Genomic DNA, 19,278 nt, shown 5'->3' with positions numbered 1-19,278 from the left:
ATTTACTCCTTCGAAATCTGTGCGCATAACGAACATGAATTCTCATGTAGAACGCTATGATGTGCCCCGTGTCACGTCAACGATGTTCGATCAACTGATGCCGCGCGAACCGTACTACGTTCAGTCGTTGGAACGGGGACTCGCGGTGATCCGCGCCTTCGACGCGCAGCACGCCGAACTCACCCTCAGTGACGTGGCCCGCGCCTGTGGCCTGACCCGGGCGGCGGCCCGGCGATTCCTGCTCACCCTGAGCGATCTCGGATACGTGCGCACCGACGGCCGGCTGTTCTCCCTCGCCCCCCGGGTGCTGGAGCTCGGATATTCATATCTGTCGAGCATCTCGCTGCCCGAGATGGCCGAACCACACCTGGACCGGCTGGTCGCCGAAGTGCGCGAGTCGTCGTCGATGTCGGTGCTCGACGGCGACGACATCGTCTACGTGGCCCGGGTCCCGACCAGCCGGATCATGCGGGTCGCGATCAACGTGGGCACCCGGTTCCCGGCGTACGCGACCTCGATGGGGCGGGTCCTGCTGGCCGCACTGCCGGAGGAGCGGCTGGAGGCGTACCTCGATCGGGTCCGGCTCGAACCGCTCACCGACCGCACCGTCCGGACCACCGGAGAACTGCGCGCCGAACTCGCCCGGGTGCGGCTGCACGGGCACGCCGTCGTCGACCAGGAGCTGGAGGAGGGGCTGCGGGCCATCGCCGCCCCGATCCGGGACCGCACCGGCGCCGCCGCCGCGGCCGTCAACGTCTCCGTGCACGCCGCCCGCGCCACCGTCGGCGACATCCGGGAACGCCTGCTCCCGCCACTGCTCGCCGCCACCGCCGCGATCGAGGCCGACCTGCGGATCGCCGCCCGCCGCCGGACGGCGTAACCACTCAACGATCGGCGTTCCCGGCCGAACAGAACATACGTGCCGAGTGTTCCGGGTACGCGCTGGTGGCTGGCCTGGCTGGTGTGCGGGCTGGTATCGGCCGTGGCGTACATGATGCTGCCGTACGGCTGGCTCTCCGTGTCCATCGCCACGATCGTCTCGGTGGTGCTGTGCGCGGTGCTGATCGGCGGCATCCGGCGGCACCACCCGGCCAACGCCTCCGCCTGGCGCCTGTTCGTCGCCGGGATGGTCATCTGGATCCTCGGCGACGTCGCCTACGCGTACCAGATGCTGCTCGGTGGCGGCCCCACCTTCCCGGCCCTGGCCGACGGGCTCTACCTGGGCGCCTATCCCACCCTGGCGGTCGGGCTGTTCCGGCTCACCCGGGAACGCGGTCCGCTGCGCTCCGGCACCGTCATCGACTCGGCGATCATCGGCGTCGGGGTCGGCATCGTCTACTGGACGTTCGTGATCGAGCCGATCGTCGCCGACAGCACCGTCCCCCTGCTCACCCGGCTGGTCACCGCCGGCTACCCGACCGCCGGGGTGCTGCTGTGCGCGGTGATCACCCCGATCCTGCTCCGGCGCGGGCCACGCACCCCCAGCCTGTGGCTGCTCACCGCGGGCAGCCTGGTCACCCTGGCCGCCAACGTCGGATACACCCTGCTGTACGGGGTGGTGCCGGAGACCATCCTGTACGGCACCTACCTGGTCGCGTACGCCTTCTGGGCCGCCGCAGCCGCCCACCCGTCGATGTCCGTACCGCTCAGCGGCGACCGGGACAGCCTCGGCCGCAGCCGCCTGCTGGTCCTCACCGCCTCCACCCTGCTCGTCCCGGCCGTCCAGCTGATCCAGGGCGAACACGGCGGCGGGGCGATGAACCGGGTGGTCGCCGCGGTCTGCTCGATGGCCCTGTTCATCCTGGTCGCCACCCGGATGAGCGGATACATCACCCGGGTCGACTCGCAGGCCCGCCAGCTGCGCCACCTGGTCATGCGCGACGACCTGACCGGCCTGCCCAACCGCCGCGACTTCGAGCGGCAGGCCGCCGCCGCGGTCGCCGCCGGCCCCTGCCACATGATCATGATCGATCTGGCCGGCTTCAAACACGTCAACGACCGGCTCGGCCGGGCCGTCGGCGACCAGGCCCTGATCGCGGTCGCCGCCCTGCTGCGCGACTGCGTCCGGGAAGGCGACGTGGTGGCCCGGATGGGCGCCGACGAGTTCGCCGTCCTGGCCCGTGACACCCTGCCCGGGGACGGTCCGGCCGTCGCCGGGCGGCTCCGGGACCTGCTGCGCCATCCGGTCCACGCCGGGGAACACGAACTGCTCCTCAACGCCCGTCTGGGTGTCTCCTCCTCGGGTTCCCCGCCGGTGGGCGCCGCCGAGCTGGTGCGCCGCGCCGACACCGCCCGGTACGCCGCCAAATCCACCGGCGGCCGGCTCGTCGAATACACCCCCGCCCTGGACGAGCGGGCCGAAGCAGCCGAACGTCTCGGCGCCGACCTGCGGCACAGCCTCGACGACGGCGACTTCCACGTCGTCTACCAGCCCATCGTCGACCTCCGCGACGGCAGCACGGTCGCTGTCGAAGCCCTGGTCCGCTGGGTGCACCCGGTCCGCGGGTTCGTCAGCCCGGCCGCGTTCATCCCGGTCGCCGAGGACAACGGCCTGATCGTCGAACTCGGCGAATGGATCATGCGGACGTCACTGCGGCGCCTCGCCGACTGGCGCCACATCCTCGGCCCGGCCGCCCCGCTCTACATCAGCGTCAACGTGTCCGCCCGCCAGCTCAGCGAACCCGGCTTCCCGGCCGTGGTCACCGCCATCCTCGCCGAGACCGGCCTGGAACCGGCCGCCCTGCTGATCGAGGTGACCGAGACGGCCATCTTCGGCGGCGGCACCGCCATCGAGGCGGTCGAGTCCCTGCACCGGGCCGGCATCCGGATCGCCCTGGACGACTTCGGCACCGGCCACTCCTCACTGGGCCTGCTCCGCACCGTCCCGGTCGACGTCCTGAAGGTGGACAAGAGCTTCGTCGACGAGATCACCGAACCGGGCGGCCGCGCGGTCATCGTCGACGCCCTGATCCACGTCTGCACCGGCCTGGGCCTGCGAGCGGTCGCCGAGGGTGTGGAGACCGAGGCGCAGGCGGTCTACCTGCGCGACCTCGGCTACCACTACGCCCAGGGCTACCACTTCGCCAAGCCGGCCGCCGACCCGTCCTTCACCACCCACACCCTGCCGGAACCCGCCCGCCGCTGACCGGCGGTCGTCACCCGTCCGGGCCCGGCCGGAAATTCAGATAAATCGCGACCAGGCGGCGGGCCCGCGCTATCCGGGTGCGGACGGTGTTCAGCGGCAGATGCAGAAGATCGGCGATCTCCTCGTACGAGCGCTGATCGAATTCCCGCAGACGCAGCGCCTCCCGATAATGATCGGGCAGGCGAGAAATCGCATTGTCCACGTCCATTCGGGTGGCCGCCACCGAACTCATCCGGACGGTGGGTGCCGGCAACTCGTCGGTGGGTGATCCGGCCCGGGTCTTACGGCGCAGCACCTCCAGGGCCGCGTTCACCGCGAGCCGGTGCAGCCACGTGGTGAAACGGGCGCGGGCCTGGAAACCGCCGATCCCGCGGGCCACCGCGATCAGGGTCTCCTGGGCGGCGTCCTCCACGTCGGTGGTGTCGGCGAGAATACGCCGGGCGCCGGAATGGGCCAGCCGCCGAATATGAATCTCGCTCAATAGCCGTTGGAGGTCGGGGCGGGAACCGGCGGCGGCCCGGATCGCCAATTCGTGGAGATCGTCATGCGATTCCGGCATCCCGGAATGGTATGACCGGCCGGTATCGGCGGAACGACGGGACGGGTGGCACAATCCGTGGCGGAGATCGAATTCATCGGTCGTTACCGGGTTTCTCGAAAACTGGGCGGGGGTGCGTTCGCCGAGGTGTTCCTGGCCGTCGACGAGGACCTGGAGTCGCCGGTGGCGATCAAGGTGCTGGCGGACCGGTGGGCGCTGGACGCCGACATCCGGGAGCGGTTCCTGAACGAGGCGCGGCTGCTGCGCCGGATCGGCGGCCCGCGGCTGGTGGCGGTGCACGACATCGGGCAGCTGCCGGACGGGCGGCCGTACTTCGTGATGGCGTACGCCGATCGGGGCACTGTGGAGGACCGGCTGGCCGCGGCGGGCGGCCGGGTTCCGGTGGACGCGGCGCTGGCGGTGGTCCGGGAGGTGGCGCTGGCACTTCAGACGGTGCACCAGGCGGGCGTGGTGCACCGGGATGTGAAACCCGCCAACCTGTTGATCTTCAAGGAGGACGACGGGGGGAGGGCGACGGGTGACGGCAGCCCGCTGTTGAAGGCGGGGGAGCGGCTGGTGCTGGGGGATTTCGGCCTGGCCAAGGACCTGACCGTGCGGGCCAGCGGCCTGAGCCTGCCGGTCGGCACCCCCGGCTACATGGCCCCGGAGCAGTCCGATCCGAGCGCCGCCGTCGACCAGCGCGCCGACGTCTACGCGTGCAGCGCCCTGCTGGCCCGCCTGCTCACCGGCCGTCCCGGTGGTGTGGACGGGACGGACCGGTCGATCAGCCCCGCGGTCCGGAACACCATCACGTCCGGGCTGAGTCCGTCACCGGACGCGCGCCCGTCGTCGGCGGCGCAGTGGCTGGCCGATCTGGACGGGGCCCCGGGCGGTCACCGGCTGATGCGAACCGGGATGGTGGCATCGGCGCTGGTGGTGGCGTTGACGGTGGTCGCGGTGACACTTCTGGGCTACGGCTGGCCGAAGGCTGGAGGTGTTTCCGGGGCGGCGCCGGCCGTTTCGCCCACGGTCCGCTGGGAGCAGGTGAAGGACGACACCGGAGCGATTGCGGTACGCGTACCGAGCACCTGGAGCCAACGGTGGGGAAACGGCTGGCATCCCGGTCAGAGCCCGTTCTTCAACCGGGTCAATGTCGGCCCGGGTCTGAACGCCTCCCCGAACGTGTCCGACTGGTTCACCGACGCGGCCGTGCCGGGCCTGTTCGTGGGGGTCTCGTCGAAGGTGGTGGCGGAGGGCGGGTTCACGCCGGAGTACATGGCGCGGTATTTCGGCCCGTCCGGCTGCACGGTGGCGGAGACCGGCGGTTTCCGGCTGGACCGGCTGGCGCTGACCGGGGTGCAGGGCTTGTGGACGTGTCCGGGTGGCGTGCGCTGGCGGTACGCGTACGGCTGGCCGGAAGGTCGTGATCGGGTCCTGGCCGTGGAGATCAAGATGGTGGCGCCGGGTGACGAGCCGGCCTGGACGGAGGCCCTGAACAGCGTGACCGTGTCCGGCACGCCGAAGTAGGCCAGGGCCTCCGGAGCGGGCGCCTACGGGATCCACTTCTCCCAGATCTCGCGGTTGCCGTCGGCCCATTTCTTGGCGGCCTGGTCGGCGGTCATCTTCCCCTGGACCATGTCCTTGGCGACCTGGTTCTGGTCGTTGTTGGTCCACGTCCAGTTCTTCAGGAAGGTGGCGGCCGGGCTGCCCGAGTCGACGAACGCCTTGCGGGCGATCTTGTCCAGGTCGTACGGCTGGTAGTCGCAGGTGACCTCGTCCGGGTCGGCGTCGCAGCCGACCTTGTACCGGGGCAGCGGGATGTGCGCCAGTTCGACGTCGGACAGCAGCCACTGGGGTTCGTAGAAGTAGCCGATCGCCGGGGTGCGGTTCTTCTGCGCCTTCCGGAACGCCGCGATCAGTTTGTCCTCGCTGCCCAGGTACTCCACCGTGTAGTCGAGTTCGAGATTCTCGATCAGGTTGGTGTCCTTGGTGACGAAGGACGGGTCACCGGCGATGAACCGGCCCTTCTCCCCGGTGGTGGCGGTCTTGAACAGCGAGGCGTGCTCGTTGAGTTTGCGCCACTGGGTGATGTCCGGGTACTCCTCGGTCATCCACTGCGGCACATACCAGCCGATCACGCCCTTGTTGCCGGTCAGGCCCAGCTCGACGGCGACCTTCTGACCGTCGATGTATTTCTTCTTCAGGTCGTCGTGACCCCAGTTCTCCAGGATCACGTCGATGCTGCCGTCCACGAAGCCGGCCCACGAGGCGGTCTCGGTCAGCTCGTAGCTGTTCACCTTGCAGTTCAGCTCCTCCTTCAGGAGGTAGCCGACCACGGCGGCGTTGGCGGCGTACCCGGACCAGGGGTTGATCGCGATGTTGACCGTGCCGCAGGTGTCGGGGCTGGGCACCCCGGGCGGCGGGGTGATCGCCGTCTCGGTGGTGGCGCACCCGGCGGCCACGGTCAGGCTGAGCGCGGCGAGCGCCTGGACGACCCGGCGGATCACCATGCCGCCGCCCGTTCCCGCTTGGCCCGCTTGGCGAGGACCTCCTCGGTGAGCGACACCAGCACGTGTTTGACCGATTCGCGGTCGCGGGCGTCGCACTCCATCAGCGGTACGCCGGGGGAGACCCCGAGGGCGTCCCGGACCTCGTCGAGGACGAACCGCTGGGCGCCGGGGAACCGGTTGATGCCGACGATGAACGGGATCTCGTGCTCCTCGAAGTAGTCGATGGCGGGGAAGGAGTCCTCGATCCGCCGCGTGTCGACCAGCACGATCGCACCGAGGGCGCCGGTGACCAGGTCGTCCCAGAGGAACGCGAACCGGTCCTGGCCGGGCGTGCCGAACAGGTACAGCAGCAGCGCCTCGTCGAGGGTGATGCGGCCGAAGTCGAGCGCGACCGTGGTGGTGGTCTTGCCGGACACCGCGGAGGTGTCGTCGATGCCGATCGACCTCTCGGTCATCTCGGCCTCGGTGACGAGCGGCTCGATCTCGGAGATGGCCCCCACGAAGGTGGTCTTGCCGACGCCGAAACCGCCACTGATGACGATCTTGACAGCGATGGGGTGCGCTGCCGACGGCTCCCTAGAGCGCCCGGACACGGTCCCTGATCCTTTCGATCAAACTGGTGGAGAGTTCCTCCGGCTGGTCCTGCACGCTGAGGAAACCCTGGGTGATCAGGTCGGCGACGATGACCCGGACCACGCCGAGCGGCGCGCGCAGCGCCACCGACAGGTCCGCCACCGACATCGGCGACTGCGCGAGCTCGACGATCCGCCGGGACTCGAAGCGCAGTGGCGCCGACAGTGCGGCCGGGGCCGCGTGCAGCAGGGTCTCGATACGCAGGCCGTCCTGGAGGGGCTGGGTGCGCCCCCCGGTGAGCATGAACGGGCGGATCACCGGATCCTCGTCCATGTCGCTCGAGTGCAGGCCGCCACCCGGCGACGGCCGGTGTGACCCGGCGTACGGTACGGCGCCGGACTCGGCGTCCCACGACGGCCTGGTCATCGCGGCAGGTGCTGCCGGGACTCTGCGATCAGGGCCGGGGTGAGCAGATCACCGAACCGCTCGGTGAGCAGCGAGATCTCGTAGCCGACCAGGCCGAGATCGCAGTCGCTGCCGGCCACCACCCCGAGGCAGCTGCCGCCCGCGATGACCGAGACCAGCAGGAAACCCCGGTGCATCTCGATCATGATGAGCTTGAGGCCGTCGAAGTCGTAGCGCCGCGACGCGCTGCGGGCCAGGCTGGCCAGACTGGAGACGATGGCGGCCAGCTGGTCCGCCTCGGCCCGGTTCAGCCCGTCCGAACTGGCGATCAGCAGCCCGTCGGAGGACACCGCCACGGCGTCACGCACGCCGTCCGTCTGGTGGACGAAGTTGCCGAGCAGCCAATTGAACTGGTGCCGATCCGACGACGTGTCAACGCTCATCATTCTTCTTTCCGGGTTGCTGCCGAGGGGCCACTGCGGGACGGTCGTCACTGGGACCCCGCATTTTCCGAACTGCCACGCTGAATGCCGCTGCGCAGGGCGTTGAGCCGGTCCCGCACCGACTCCGCGGAGCCGCTGACGGGGGCCGGCCGGTCGGCCGGCGCGCTGCTCGACGCGGTGGGTGGTCGCGTCTGGCCGCGCTGGGCGCGGGGTGTGCGCTTCTTCAGGCCGTTGGCCGTCCGGGGCGCGTCGTCGTCGGACGGTCCGATGTCGAGCACCGCGGTCATCGCCGCCGCGTTCGTCCTGTCGTCCTTGACCACCACGTACTCGATGGCGGTGGAGTGTAGTGGCCGGTCGGCGGTGACCACACCGGCGGTCACCGGCTGGGCGGCCTGGCCGACCTCGGCCGGCGGGATCCGCAGCGGCGCGGCCGGGGACACCGGCGTCTCGGGGCGCCGCTGACGGGCCGGCGGCGCGGGCGGGCGCGGGGTGGCGCCGACACTCTGCTGGTCGGTGAGGATCTCGGCGGGCAGGGTGATCCGCGCGGTCACCCCGGTCACCGGCGACGGGGTCAGCTGCACCTCGATGCCCATCTGCTGGGCGAGCCGGCCGACCACGTAGTGGCCGAGGTAGCGGGCCGGGGCGGTGATGAAGTCGCCCTCACCGCGCAGACGCTCGTTGTAGCGCTGCATGTCCGCCGCCGACATGCCGATGCCCTGGTCGGTGACGGCGATCAGGTACGAGCCACCGATCCGCCGGCCGTGGATCTCCACGTCGACGTCCGGCGGGGAGAAGTTCAGCGCGTTCTCGATCAGCTCGGCCAGCATGTGCGCGATGCCGCTGACGGTGGCGCCGTTGACCAGCGTCTCGTCCACCCGGCGCAGGGTGACCCGGCGGTACTCCTCGACCTCGGAGACGGCCGCGCGGATCACGTCGGAGACCAGCAGCGGTTCGGAGAGCTGCCGGGGGCTGGCCGCGCCGACCAGGATCAGCAGGCTCTCCGCGTTCCGCCGCATGCGGGTGGCCAGGTGGTCGAGTTCGAAGAGGTTGGCCAGGCCGGTCGGGTTGGACTCCTCCCGTTCCAGCTTGGTGATGAAGCCGAGCTGGCGGCGCAGCAGGTTCTGGTTGCGGCGGCCCAGGTTGGCCAGCGACTCGGCGGTGGTCCGCCGCAGCGTGGCCTGCTCGGTGGCCAGCGCGTACGCGGTGGCCTGCACCCGGTCGAAGGCGTCGGCGACCAGCCGGACCTCGACACTCGCGCCGCGGGGCACCAGGACCGGCGCCGGCGGGTCGGTGCCGTCGCCGGTGCTGGCCTTCTGCACCGCGTCCGGCAGCTGGAAGCTGGCCAGCCGGTTGGCTTCGGAGGCCAGCACGGTCAGCGGCCGGGCCACCGACTGGGAGGCGACGGTGGCCAGCCAGATCGAGCCGATCAGGCAGAGCAGCACCGCGCCGAGCAGGACCGCCATCCGGATCGAGGCCTCGTCCTCCAGGGCGGTGGCGCGGGCGGCGATGACCGAGCCGACGTGGTGTTCCAGTTGCAGGGCGTCGTCGAGCACCGTGGTGTGCGCGGACCACCAGGACTGCGGGTTGACCTGGAGGGCCCGGCCGTCGCCGGACTGCAGCGCGACCTGTTCGAAGTAGGCCGCCTCGCGGGCCGCGCCGGTGTCCAGCACGTAGTCCATCGAGGCCCGCTCGGTCGCGTTGGCCGAGCGCTGGAACGCGACGAGTGCCGCGTCCTTGGTGGAGCGCATGGTCACGAACTGCAGGAACTCGCCCTGTTTGAAGCCGCCGGCGGAGAAGACGCCGTTGAGGAAGGCCCGCTCCTGGGAGGTGGCCTCCTTGATGGCGCCGAGCGCTTCCAGGGTGGCCGCGCCGCGGCGCAGTTCGCCGTCGCCGTTGCTGTCCAGTTCGAAGTCGAGGTTGCCCAGGTCGGCGATCCGGGCGGTGTAGAAGGCGAAGGTGGCGGCGCGCTGGCCGGAGCCGGTGTCGGTGCCGGCCCGGACTCCGGCCAGGCCGTCCAGCTGCTGCACCGCGGCGGCGACCCGGTCGTCGACCTCCTCGCCGTCGGTGATCAGGTTCTCCAGCTGGTCGCGGCGCAGGTCGACGGCGTCGCGGGCGGGCAGCAGCTCGGTGCGGAAGGCCTCGTTGCCGCCGAGCAGGCCGGCCGTCAGGCCACGCTCGGTCTGCAGGTCCTGGACGAGTTCGGCGACGGCGAGGTCGATGGTGACGGCGCGGGCGGTGGCCGAGGCGGTGCGGTAGTTGTCCACCTCGCCGACCGCCACGATGGCGAGCAGCACCAGGGTGGTCGCGACCGGCAGGGCGAGGGTGCGGACCACGCGACGGCGGATCGTGCCGCCGGATCGCCGGGCGGCCCGCGCCCACATTCCGCCCTCCGGGGCCCGCGGGACCGGCTGAGTCTCGCCGACCGGCGCGGACTGCTCGGACTGCTCGGCGCCCTGAACCTGGACGGACAAGCGATCAGCTCCTCTGTCGACCATCGGCCGGGCGTGATCACGGCCGGTGCGTCGATTCACTACGGGTGAACCGGCAGGTTTCTTTTCAACAAGGGGTGGAGAAAGGAACAAAGCGATGCGGCGAACCCGGGGAAGGAACTGATCTTCCGGGATCGCCGCAACAGCTTCTTCTCTTCGCCCTTGATGGTCAACACCAAGGGCCGAAATTTACGGCAGTGCAACCTCTTTATGCATTGGCACCCTTACGCGCGGTTATTTGGGAGCGTTTTCAGTGACCGCCTGTGAGGTCGCGACTGGCGTCGATCAACCAGCCGGCCAGATGCGCCGCGAAGGACGCTCGCACCATGAGCCAAAAAACCGGTTCGCGGCGGAGCAGAATCACCGGTGTGTGCGCGAGCGTGGTCTGCGCGTGGTCACCGACAGCGAACATCGACGGGTGCAGATCCAGCGAGCATCCGAGGGCGAGCAGCTCGCGGATGCCGGGACCACTCAGCTCCAGAGTGGTGCGCTGTGCCGACACGTCCACCACCGAGGCGCCGGCGACCGATTCGTACCGTGCGGTCAGGCGCTCCTGAGCGTCCGGCGGCCCGATCGCCAGCCACTCGTCCGGGCCCAGCCGCAGCAGCGTCACCCCGGGCTCGGCCGGCGGCTCCCGGTCCAGCCGCAGATTGAGCTGGGTCAGGAACGGCCTTTCCACCACCATCGACGGCAGCGGCACCCCGGTCAGGGGTGTGGTCCGGTCAGCCGTCACGACGGGCTCCTTCCGGGTCGTAGAGGACGGAACCGGTGACCGTCACCGGGGTCAGACCGTCGTCGAGAGTCGCCCACAGCGTCTGCCCGTGCAGCGCGCGACCGTTGCGGATCAGGGCGAGCGCGAAGGTCCGGCCCAACGCGGCGCTGTGGTACGACGACGTCACGTGACCGAGGGCGGTGACCGGCGGTTCCGGAACTTCCGGGGTCCCGAGCAGGTGCGAACCCTCCGGCAGAAGCACCCCGTCCACCGGCACCAGACCGACGAGCTGTTTCCGGTCCGGGCGCGCGGTATCCGTACGGGTGAATGATCGCTTGCCGATGAAATCGGCCTTCTTCGCCGAGACCGCCCAGCCCAGGCCCAGATCGTGCGGGGTGACCGTGCCGTCGGTGTCCTGCCCGATGATCGGATAGCCCTTCTCGGCGCGCAGCACGTGCATCGTCTCGGTGCCGTACGGCGTGACCCCGAGCCCGGCCAGCCGGGTCCAGAGCGCGAGCGCGTCCCACCAGCTCACGTTGATCTCGTAGGCCAGCTCCCCGGAGAAACTGATTCGGCACACCCGGGCGCCGATCCCGGCGACGGTGGCGTCCCGCCAGGTCATGAACGGGAACGCGGCCCGGCTGACGTCCAGCTCCGGCGCCAGGCCGGCCAGGATCTCCCGCGATCCCGGCCCGACCAGCGCGACGGTGGCCCACTGCTCGGTCACCGACGTGCAGCGCACTTTCAGCGCGGGCCACTCGGTCTGCAGCCACTCCTCCATCCAGTCCAGGATCAGCGCGGCGTTGCCGGTCGTGGTGGTGACCAGGAACCGGTCCTCGGCCAGCCGGATCACCGTCCCGTCGTCGAGCACCATGCCGTCCGGTCCGCACATCAGCCCGTACCGGATCGCGCCGGGTTTCAACGTGCTGATCATGTTGGTGTAGAGGCGGTCCAGGAACTCTCCGGCGTCCGCACCCCGCACGTCGATCTTGCCGAGCGTGGAGGCGTCCATCATCGCCACGTTCTCCCGCGCGGCCCGGCACTCGCGATCCACCGCGGCCGCCATGTCCTCGCCGTCCCGCGGGTAGTACCAGGGGCGTTTCCACTGGCCGACGTTCTCGAACACCGCACCGTCGGCCTCGTGCCAGCCGTGCAGGGCGGTCACCCGCACCGGGTCGTAGCGCATGCCCCGGTCCCGGCCGGCCAGGGCGGCGAACGACACCGGCCGGTACGGCGGCCGGAACGTGGTGGTGCCCAGCGCGCCGATCTCCACACCGAGCAGTTCGGCGACGACTCCGCTGGTCAGCGTGCCGGACGTCTTGCCCTGATCGTGTGCGGTACCGGCCGTGGTGTAACGCTTCACGTGCTCGGCGGAGCGCATTCCGGTCCCGGTGGCCCGCGCGATGTCGGCGACCGTGACGTCCCGCTGCAGATCCACGAAGCTGACGGCCGGATCCCCGGGCAGCGTCCACACCGCGATCGCCTTCCCCGCCGGAACCTCGTCGACCACCGGCAGGTCGATCACCCCCGCGCCCGGAACGGCCCGCCGCCCGGCATCGACACCATCAACCAGACAACCACTGATCGTGTACGTGCCCCGAACCGCACCCGCCACCTCCAGCCGCTGCCGGCAGCCACCGTCCGGCCGGAACGCGCCGATCTCCGGGTCGTAGGTCAATCGCCCGCCGGCCTGCGAGAACAGCGCCCCGACCGGATTCCACCCACCCGACACGAGCAGCAGATCGGCGTCCACATCCCGGGACACGCCCGGCCCCCGCAGGGTCACCGCCGACACCCGATCGGTTCCGGTCACCCCGGCCACCGCCCAGCCGGGCAGCACCTCGATCCCGGCCTCGGCGCACCGCCGCGCCCACTCCGCGCCGGGACCGTCGCGCAGGTCGGCGATCGCGGCCACCTCGACCCCGGCCGCGTGCAGGTCCAGAGCCGCCGCATACGCGCTGTCGTTCCCGGTCAGGATCACCGCCCGCTCACCGGGGGACACCCCGTACCGGTTGACGTAGGTCCGGGCCGCCCCGGCCAGCATCACACCCGGCCGGTCGTTGTCCGGGAAGGCGATCGACCGCTCGTGCGCGCCGGTCGCCAGGATCACCCGCCCGGCCCGGATCCGCCAGATCCGCTCCCGGATCGCGTCCGCCGGTGCCGCCGCGCCGAGATGATTCGTCCGGCGTTCGACAGCGACCACATGGTTGTCGTCGTAGTAGCCGAACGCGGTGGTCCGGGACAGCACCCGCACCTCCGGCGCCGCGTGCAGGGTCGCGGCCGTGGCCGCCACCCAGTCGAGCAGCTCACCGGTGCCGAGCAGGCTGCCGCCGAGGTCCGGCTGGTCGTCGACCAGGATCACCCGGACCCCGGCGGTGGCGGCGGTCGCGGCGGCCGCCAGCCCGGCCGGGCCGGCCCCGATCACCAGCACCTCGCAGTGCGCGTGGATGGCGTCGTAGCGGGCCGGATCCGGCCGGTCGGCGAGCCGTCCCCGCCCGTGCAGGCCACGCGCCACCAGCCCGTCGAACAGCTCCACGGTCGTCGCGGTCAGCATCGGCTCCGGGAACGGCTCCTCGATCTGCACGATCGCGTTCGGCTCCTCCACCCCGGCGGAGAAGACGCCGCGCGGGCGGCCGGTGGCGATCCCGGACGACACCACCCGCACCCCGTTGGCCAGCAGCGCCGAGGCGAGCGTGTCACCCGCCCGGCCTTGGTATTCGCGCCCGTCGAAGGTGAACCGCAGCGTCACGACAGCACCTCGTTGGTGACGGTGTCCCGGGTCAGGCTGAACCAGCGGCGGCAGCCCGCGCTGTGACTCCACCGCTCCCGGAACGGTCCCTTCGGGTTGTCCCGGAAGAACAGGTAGTGCGCCCACTCCTGATCGGACAGCGCCCGCGGATCGGCCGGATAGGCCACCCCCGCCTGCCCGCCGTAGTGGAACTCGGACTCGTCACGTGGCCCGCACCAGGGGCAGGGAATCAGCATCATGGGCGTTCCTAGCGTTCATTCGCGTGCCGCCTTCCGGCCCGAATCGGACCGCAACTAACCACGCAGTCTGGTTTCTCAATCGCGTGCCGCCTTCCGGCCCGAATCGGACCGCAAGTTGGCACGCGGTGTGGGTTCTCGGTTGTGTGCCGCCTTGCGGTGCGGATTGGACCGGAAGTTGGCACGCGGTGTGGGTTCTCGGTTGTGTGCCGACTTGTGGTGCGGATCGGACCGCAAGTTGGCACGTGGTGTGGGTTGTCGATCGCGTGGTGACTTTTGGTGTGGAATGGACCGGAAGTTGGCACGTGGTGTGGGTTGTCGATCGCGTGGTGACTTTTGGTGTGGATTGGACCGGAAGTCGGCACGTGGTGGGGGCGGGGTCAGTGGGCGACGGCTGCGGCGCCGTGTTCGTCGACCAGGGCGCCCGTCGTGAAGCGGTCGAGGCTGAACGGGGCGTTCAGCGGGTGTGGTTCGCCGTGCGCGACGGTGTGCGCGTAACACCAGCCGACGCCGGGGGTGGCCTTGAACCCGCCGGTGCCCCACCCGCAGTTCAGATACAGGTTGCCGACCGGGGACAGGCCGACGATCGGGGACGCGTCGGGGGTGGTGTCGACGATGCCGCCCCAGGTGCGCAGCACGTGCGCGCGGGCGAACACCGGGAACAACTCCAGGGCCGCGGACATCTGCCGTTCGATGATGTGGAACGCGCCCCGCTGCCCGTAGCCGTTCCACGTGTCGATGCCGGCGCCCATCACCAGTTCACCCTTGTGCGCCTGGCTGACGTACACATGCACGGCGTTGGACATGACGACCGTCGGGTGGACCGGTTCCAGCAGTTCGGAGACGAGCGCCTGCAACGGGTGGCTCTGCAACGGCAGCCGGATCCCGGCCATCCCGGCGACGACCGAGGTGTGCCCGGCCGCGCTGAGTGCCACCTTTCCGGCCCCGATGGTGCCGCGGGTGGTGTGCACCCCGGTCACCCGGCCGTTCGTGACCTGGAGACCGGTGACCTCGCAGTGCTGGATCAGGTCGACGCCGAGGGCGTCGGCGGCCCGGGCGTACCCCCAGGCGACGTAGTCGTGTTTGGCGATGCCGGCCCGCGGCTGGTAGGTCGCCCCGTGCACCGGGTAGCGCACGTCGGGGGCGATGTTGATGATCGGGCAGATCTCCTGGACCTGCCGTGGGTCGAGCCATTCGGCGTCGACGCCGTTGAGCCGGTTGGCGTGCACCCGGCGGACACCCTCGCGGACGTCCTGGAGGCTGTGCGCCAGGTTGAGCACCCCGCGCCGGCTGAACAGCAGGGGATAGTCCAGCTCCTGTTCGAGGGTCTCCCAGAGTTTGAGGGAGTGCTCGTAGATGCCGGCGCTCTCGTCCCACAGGTAGTTGGACCGGATGATGGTGGTGTTGCGGGCCATGTTGCCGCCCGCCAGCCAGCCCTTCTCCAGGACCGCCACGTTGGTGATGCCATGGTTTCTGGCCAGGTAGTAGGCGGTGGCCAGGCCGTGCCCGCCGCCGCCCACGACGATCACGTCGTAGTGGGCGGCGGGCTCCGGGTTACGCCACAGGCGCTCCGGGTGGTCGACCGTGCCGGGGTTTACGGCAGCCACGCCTTGACCTTGTCGGGGTTCGCGTCGACCCACTTCTTCGCGGCGTCGGCGGCGGACATCTTGTCCTCGGAGATGTACTTGGCGACCACGTTCTGGTCGTCGTTGGTCCAGTTGAAGTTCTTCACCAGCTGGTAGGCGGGGCCGTTGGCGTCGGCGAACCTCTTGCTGACGATCTTGTCGAGGTCGTACTCCGGGTAGTCGCAGGCGACCTTCGCGGCGTCGGCGTCACAGCCCTCGGTCCACTCCGGCAGGTCGACCTTCTTCAGCGGCACCTCGGCGAGGAACCACTGCGGCTCGTAGAAGTAGCCGATCAGCGGGGTCTTCTTGGCCTCGGCCTGCCGGAACGCGGTGATCAGCGCGGTCTCGCTACCGGCGTACACCACCTTGTAGTCCAGTTTCAGGTTCTTCACCAGGGCCTCGTCGTTGGTGACGAACGACGGGTCGCCGTCCAGCAGCTGGCCCTTGTCACCGGACTCGGAGGTCTTGAACTCGGCGGCGTACTTGTTGAGGTTGTTCCAGTCGGTGATGTCCGGGTACTTCTCGGCCATCCACGGCGGCACGTACCAGCCGATGATGCCCTTGTTGCCGGTGGAGCCGGCCGACACCGCGGTCTTCTGCTCGTCGATGTACTTCTTCTTGAGGTCGTCGTGGCCCCAGTTCTCCACGATCGCGTCCACCTCGCCGGTGCCGAAGCCCTGCCAGGCGATCTCCTCCTTGAGGTCCTTCTTGGTGACCGTGCAGCCCAGGCTGGTCTCGGCGACGTGGGCGATCACCGCGGCGGTCGCCTCGTACCCCACCCAGGGGTTGATCGCCAGGTTGAACGTTCCGCAGTTCGCCGCGGCGCCCGAGGCCCCGCCCGCGGGCTGGGTGCCGCCGATCTTCTCGCCACCGCACGCGGTCAGGGCCAGTGCCGTGATCGTGGCGGTCGCCGCCAGTCGCAGCAATCTCATGAGTTGTCGCCTTTCGAGGGGGAGGAGGCCCGGGCGATCCGGTCGAGCATGATCCCGAGCAACACGATGGCGGCGCCGGCCGCGAGGCCCTTGCCGTAGAGCTGGCCCTGGGAGAAGCCGGCGACCACGTCGTAGCCGAGCGCGCCGGCTCCGACCAGGCCACCGACCACGACCATGGCCAGTACGTAGATCAGGCCCTGGTTGGCCGCCAGTACCAGCGACGGCCGGGCCATCGGCAGCTGGACCTTGGTGATCAGCTGCCAGGTGCTGGATCCGGCGGCGGTGGCGGCCTCCACGGTGGCCGCCGGGATGCCGCGGATGCCGTCGGCCACCAGCTTGACCGCCACCGGGGCGGCGAACACCACCGCGGCGACGATCGCGGTGAACCGGGTGGCCGAGAAGAGCGCCAGGAACGGCACCAGGTAGACGAACGACGGCATGGTCTGCCCGGCGTCCAGCACCGGCCGGATGATCCGGTCGGCCGTCCGGCTGCGGCCCATCCACACTCCGGCCAGCACACCCAGCACCATCACCAGCAGCGTCGCGACGATGGTCATGGCCAGGGTGGTCATGCTGTCCTGCCACAGTCCGGTGCCGATCAGCGCGCCGACACAGACCGCCGTGGTGAGCACCGCCCGGATGTCGCCGAGCAGCGCCGCGAGGGCCACCGCGACCAGCCCGACCAGCCACCACGGTGATTCGACCAGGAGCGACTGCAACGGATTGAGCAGCGCGTACGTCACCAGGTCCTTGATCCATCCGGTGGCGGTGGACAACTCGGTCTGTGCCCAGAAGGTCACCTCGTCGGCGCCCCTGGACAGCAGCGGGCCGACGCTGAACCGATCGGGGAACTCGGCCGCCCAGTAGTACGTGTGCGACAGGTAGGCGCAGACCGCCGCGACCACCCCGAATCCGGCCAGCAGCGGCTTGTGCAGGCGGGTCCGGCGGGTGGTGACGCCGGCCGCCGTGGTGACCCGGTCCAGCACGATCGCCATCACCACGATCGCCAGCCCGGCGTTGAAGGCCGTACCCACGTCCAGGGTCTGCAGTGCCTTGATGACGGTCTTGCCGAGCCCGGGCGCGTCGATCAGCGCCGCGATGGTGACCATCGACAGGGCCGCCATGATGGTCTGGTTGACGCCCAGCACGATGGTGCTCCTGGACAGTGGCAGCTGGACCCCGGTGAGGATCTGCCGGCGGGTCGCGCCGAGGGATTCGGTGGCCTCGACCGCGGCCCGGGGCACCGAGCGGATGCCGTGCGCGGTCAGCCGGATCGCCGGGGGCATCGCGTAGATCAGGGTGGCGATGGTCGCCGACGCCGGGCCGATCAGGAACAGCAGGGTGAGCGGGGCCAGGTAGACGAAGGTGGGCATGGTCTGCATGAAGTCCAGCACCGGTGTGATCAGCCGGTGCACCCGTTCGGAGAGCCCGGCCCAGATGCCCAGCGGGATGCCGAACAGCAGGGCGAGGAACACCGCGGACAGGGTCAGGGCGAGGGTGTCCATGCTCTCGGTCCAGAGCCCTTGAGCGCCGAGGAGGAGCGACCCGCCGATCGCCAGCAGCGCCACCCGCCAGTTGGCGACCGCCCACGAGACGTACCCGATCAGGGCGACCACGCCGAGCCAGCCGAGCACCGGGACCGGCCGGCCGGCCGACGGCTGGGCGATCAGTTCCTGCACGAACCCGACGAACCCGTCGACGACCGCGCGGATCTCGTTGAAGAAGTAGAGGAAGACCGGGCTGCTGTTCCGGCTGGCGCCGGCCGCGTCGTTGACCTCGTTCAGCCAGTGGTGCAGCGGGGTCAGGTCGGCGGGGGAGAGGGCGAGCGTGTGCAGGCCGTGCAACGGGACCCAGGCGGCCACCCAGACCGCCAGCACTCCGGCGATCAGCAGCGGTCGCCTCACGCGGTCGCCCCGATGATCTCCTCGGCGGTGACCACACCGAGCAGGGCGCCGTTCTCGACCACCCGCACCGGCTTCCCCGCGGCCAGCACCGGGCGGACCGCCTCCCGCACGATCACCTCCGGTCCCAGCTCGGGGCCGTCCAGCGGATCGTCGTCCCGCCGGTCCCGCATGATCCAGCGCAAGGTCAGGACGTCGGCTTTCGGTACGTCACTGACGAAGTCCCGCACGTAGTCGTCGGCCGGCGCGCCGACCAGTTCGGCCCCGGTCCCGCACTGGACCTGCCTGCCGTCCCGCATGATCAGGATCCGGTCGCCGAGTTTCAGGGCCTCGGACAGGTCGTGGGTGATGAACACCATCGTCTTGCCGACCTCGCGGTGCAGCCGGATGACCTCGTTCTGCATGTCCCGGCGGATCAGCGGGTCCAGCGCCGAGAACGGCTCGTCGAAATAGAGCACGTCCGGGTCGCCGGCCAGGGCGCGGGCCAGCCCGACCCGCTGCTGCATGCCGCCGGAGAGCTGGTCGGGGTAGCTGTGCTCGTACCCGTCCAGCCCGACCAGTTCGATCACCTCGCGGGCCCGGCGGTGGCGTTCGGCCTTACCGGCGCCGCGGATCTCCAGCCCGTACGCGACGTTGTCGATCACCTGCCGGAACGGGAGCAGCCCGAAGTTCTGGAAGACCATCGAGAACTTGCGCCGGCGCAGCTCGCGCAGCCGCTTCGGTCCGGCGGTCCGGATGTCCTCGCCCTCGAACACCACGTGACCGGCGGTCGGCTCGATCAGCCGGGTCAGGCACCGCACCAATGTGGACTTCCCGGATCCGGAGAGCCCCATCACCACGAAGACCTCGCCGGGGGCGACGTCGAACGACACCTCCCGGACCGCCGCGGTGCACCCGGTCCGGTCCAGCAGCTCGCGGCGGGACAGCGCGGACAGCTCGGCCGACTTCGGGACCTGCTCCGCCTTGTGCCCGAACACCTTCCACAGGTCCCGGACCGAGATGACTGCCTCGGTGTTCACT

Annotated in this window: 16 protein-coding genes; 3 read left to right on the top strand and 13 right to left on the bottom strand. The window is 70.2% G+C overall.

The window, feature by feature from the left end; translation table 11 throughout:
* Nucleotides 1-127 precede the first annotated feature (127 nt).
* Nucleotides 128-880 (top strand): IclR family transcriptional regulator domain-containing protein, encoded by a 753-nt coding sequence (locus ACQ0O7_RS18615; RefSeq protein ID WP_430783379.1) that lies wholly within the window; start codon nt 128-130, stop codon nt 878-880.
* Nucleotides 881-919: 39 nt separating this feature from the next.
* Complete coding sequence (locus ACQ0O7_RS18610; RefSeq protein ID WP_430783378.1) at nt 920-3,145, top strand: EAL domain-containing protein; 2,226 nt, start codon at nt 920-922, stop codon at nt 3,143-3,145.
* A 10-nt stretch (nt 3,146-3,155) separates the two neighbouring features.
* On the opposite strand, the gene ACQ0O7_RS18605 is transcribed toward ACQ0O7_RS18610, so the two are convergent.
* On the bottom strand, nt 3,156-3,704 hold the full coding sequence (locus ACQ0O7_RS18605) for an RNA polymerase sigma factor (RefSeq protein WP_430783377.1): 549 nt from the start codon (nt 3,702-3,704) through the stop codon (nt 3,156-3,158).
* A 57-nt stretch (nt 3,705-3,761) separates the two neighbouring features.
* Here ACQ0O7_RS18605 and ACQ0O7_RS18600 point away from each other — a divergent pair, with 57 nt between their 5' ends.
* Nucleotides 3,762-5,210: a serine/threonine-protein kinase gene (locus tag ACQ0O7_RS18600; protein ID WP_430783376.1), complete on the top strand. Its 1,449-nt coding sequence runs from the start codon at nt 3,762-3,764 to the stop codon at nt 5,208-5,210.
* Nucleotides 5,211-5,233: 23 nt separating this feature from the next.
* On the opposite strand, the gene ACQ0O7_RS18595 is transcribed toward ACQ0O7_RS18600, so the two are convergent.
* From ACQ0O7_RS18595 to ACQ0O7_RS18540, 12 genes are all read right to left on the bottom strand, one after another.
* Nucleotides 5,234-6,193 carry an ABC transporter substrate-binding protein gene (locus tag ACQ0O7_RS18595; RefSeq protein WP_430783375.1) on the bottom strand — a complete coding sequence of 320 codons (960 nt, stop codon included), beginning with the start codon at nt 6,191-6,193 and terminating at the stop codon, nt 5,234-5,236.
* Nucleotides 6,187-6,786, bottom strand: a complete 600-nt coding sequence (locus ACQ0O7_RS18590; protein ID WP_430783374.1) for a GTP-binding protein — start codon at nt 6,784-6,786, stop codon at nt 6,187-6,189. The genes ACQ0O7_RS18595 and ACQ0O7_RS18590 overlap by 7 nt, the downstream gene beginning before the upstream one ends.
* Nucleotides 6,770-7,192, bottom strand: coding sequence for a DUF742 domain-containing protein (locus tag ACQ0O7_RS18585; protein ID WP_430783373.1), 423 nt, complete (start codon nt 7,190-7,192; stop codon nt 6,770-6,772). The genes ACQ0O7_RS18590 and ACQ0O7_RS18585 overlap by 17 nt, the downstream gene beginning before the upstream one ends.
* Complete coding sequence (locus ACQ0O7_RS18580; RefSeq protein ID WP_092557322.1) at nt 7,189-7,614, bottom strand: roadblock/LC7 domain-containing protein; 426 nt, start codon at nt 7,612-7,614, stop codon at nt 7,189-7,191. Before ACQ0O7_RS18580 ends, ACQ0O7_RS18585 begins: the two co-directional genes overlap by 4 nt.
* Nucleotides 7,615-7,661: 47 nt before the next feature.
* Nucleotides 7,662-9,995 carry a sensor histidine kinase gene (locus tag ACQ0O7_RS18575; protein WP_430783430.1) on the bottom strand — a complete coding sequence of 778 codons (2,334 nt, stop codon included), beginning with the start codon at nt 9,993-9,995 and terminating at the stop codon, nt 7,662-7,664.
* A gap of 358 nt (nt 9,996-10,353) precedes the next feature.
* Entirely contained in the window at nt 10,354-10,836 is a 483-nt protein-coding gene (locus tag ACQ0O7_RS18570; protein WP_430783372.1) for a sarcosine oxidase subunit gamma, read from the bottom strand.
* Complete coding sequence (locus tag ACQ0O7_RS18565; protein ID WP_430783371.1) at nt 10,826-13,564, bottom strand: 2Fe-2S iron-sulfur cluster-binding protein; 2,739 nt, start codon at nt 13,562-13,564, stop codon at nt 10,826-10,828. Before ACQ0O7_RS18565 ends, ACQ0O7_RS18570 begins: the two co-directional genes overlap by 11 nt.
* Nucleotides 13,561-13,803 (bottom strand): sarcosine oxidase subunit delta, encoded by a 243-nt coding sequence (locus ACQ0O7_RS18560; RefSeq protein WP_430783370.1) that lies wholly within the window; start codon nt 13,801-13,803, stop codon nt 13,561-13,563. The genes ACQ0O7_RS18565 and ACQ0O7_RS18560 overlap by 4 nt, the downstream gene beginning before the upstream one ends.
* A 377-nt stretch (nt 13,804-14,180) precedes the next feature.
* Nucleotides 14,181-15,407, bottom strand: coding sequence for a sarcosine oxidase subunit beta family protein (locus ACQ0O7_RS18555; protein ID WP_430783369.1), 1,227 nt, complete (start codon nt 15,405-15,407; stop codon nt 14,181-14,183).
* Nucleotides 15,395-16,357 (bottom strand): ABC transporter substrate-binding protein, encoded by a 963-nt coding sequence (locus ACQ0O7_RS18550; RefSeq protein ID WP_430783368.1) that lies wholly within the window; start codon nt 16,355-16,357, stop codon nt 15,395-15,397. The genes ACQ0O7_RS18555 and ACQ0O7_RS18550 overlap by 13 nt, the downstream gene beginning before the upstream one ends.
* The gene (locus ACQ0O7_RS18545) at nt 16,354-18,261 is read right to left on the bottom strand and encodes an ABC transporter permease subunit (RefSeq protein WP_430783367.1); all 1,908 of its coding nucleotides are present in this window, start codon (nt 18,259-18,261) and stop codon (nt 16,354-16,356) included. Before ACQ0O7_RS18545 ends, ACQ0O7_RS18550 begins: the two co-directional genes overlap by 4 nt.
* Nucleotides 18,258-19,277, bottom strand: coding sequence for a quaternary amine ABC transporter ATP-binding protein (locus ACQ0O7_RS18540; RefSeq protein WP_430783366.1), 1,020 nt, complete (start codon nt 19,275-19,277; stop codon nt 18,258-18,260). Before ACQ0O7_RS18540 ends, ACQ0O7_RS18545 begins: the two co-directional genes overlap by 4 nt.
* Nucleotide 19,278 lies beyond the last annotated feature (1 nt).

Source organism: Actinoplanes sp. G11-F43 (assembly GCF_050589265.1).
Classification (GTDB): Bacteria; Actinomycetota; Actinomycetes; order Mycobacteriales; family Micromonosporaceae; genus Actinoplanes.
The sequence above is the reverse complement of the archived record's forward strand: the minus strand, read 5'-3'. Positions and strand labels throughout refer to the sequence as shown.

Coding starts and splice junctions, on each gene's coding strand:
- ACQ0O7_RS18550 (WP_430783368.1), bottom strand. CDS start 16,357: ATGAGATTGCTGCGACTGGCGGCGACCGCCACGATCACGGCACTGGCC.
- ACQ0O7_RS18580 (WP_092557322.1), bottom strand. CDS start 7,614: ATGAGCGTTGACACGTCGTCGGATCGGCACCAGTTCAATTGGCTGCTC.
- ACQ0O7_RS18605 (WP_430783377.1), bottom strand. CDS start 3,704: ATGCCGGAATCGCATGACGATCTCCACGAATTGGCGATCCGGGCCGCC.
- ACQ0O7_RS18575 (WP_430783430.1), bottom strand. CDS start 9,995: ATGTGGGCGCGGGCCGCCCGGCGATCCGGCGGCACGATCCGCCGTCGC.
- ACQ0O7_RS18560 (WP_430783370.1), bottom strand. CDS start 13,803: ATGATGCTGATTCCCTGCCCCTGGTGCGGGCCACGTGACGAGTCCGAG.
- ACQ0O7_RS18595 (WP_430783375.1), bottom strand. CDS start 6,193: ATGGTGATCCGCCGGGTCGTCCAGGCGCTCGCCGCGCTCAGCCTGACC.
- ACQ0O7_RS18585 (WP_430783373.1), bottom strand. CDS start 7,192: ATGACCAGGCCGTCGTGGGACGCCGAGTCCGGCGCCGTACCGTACGCC.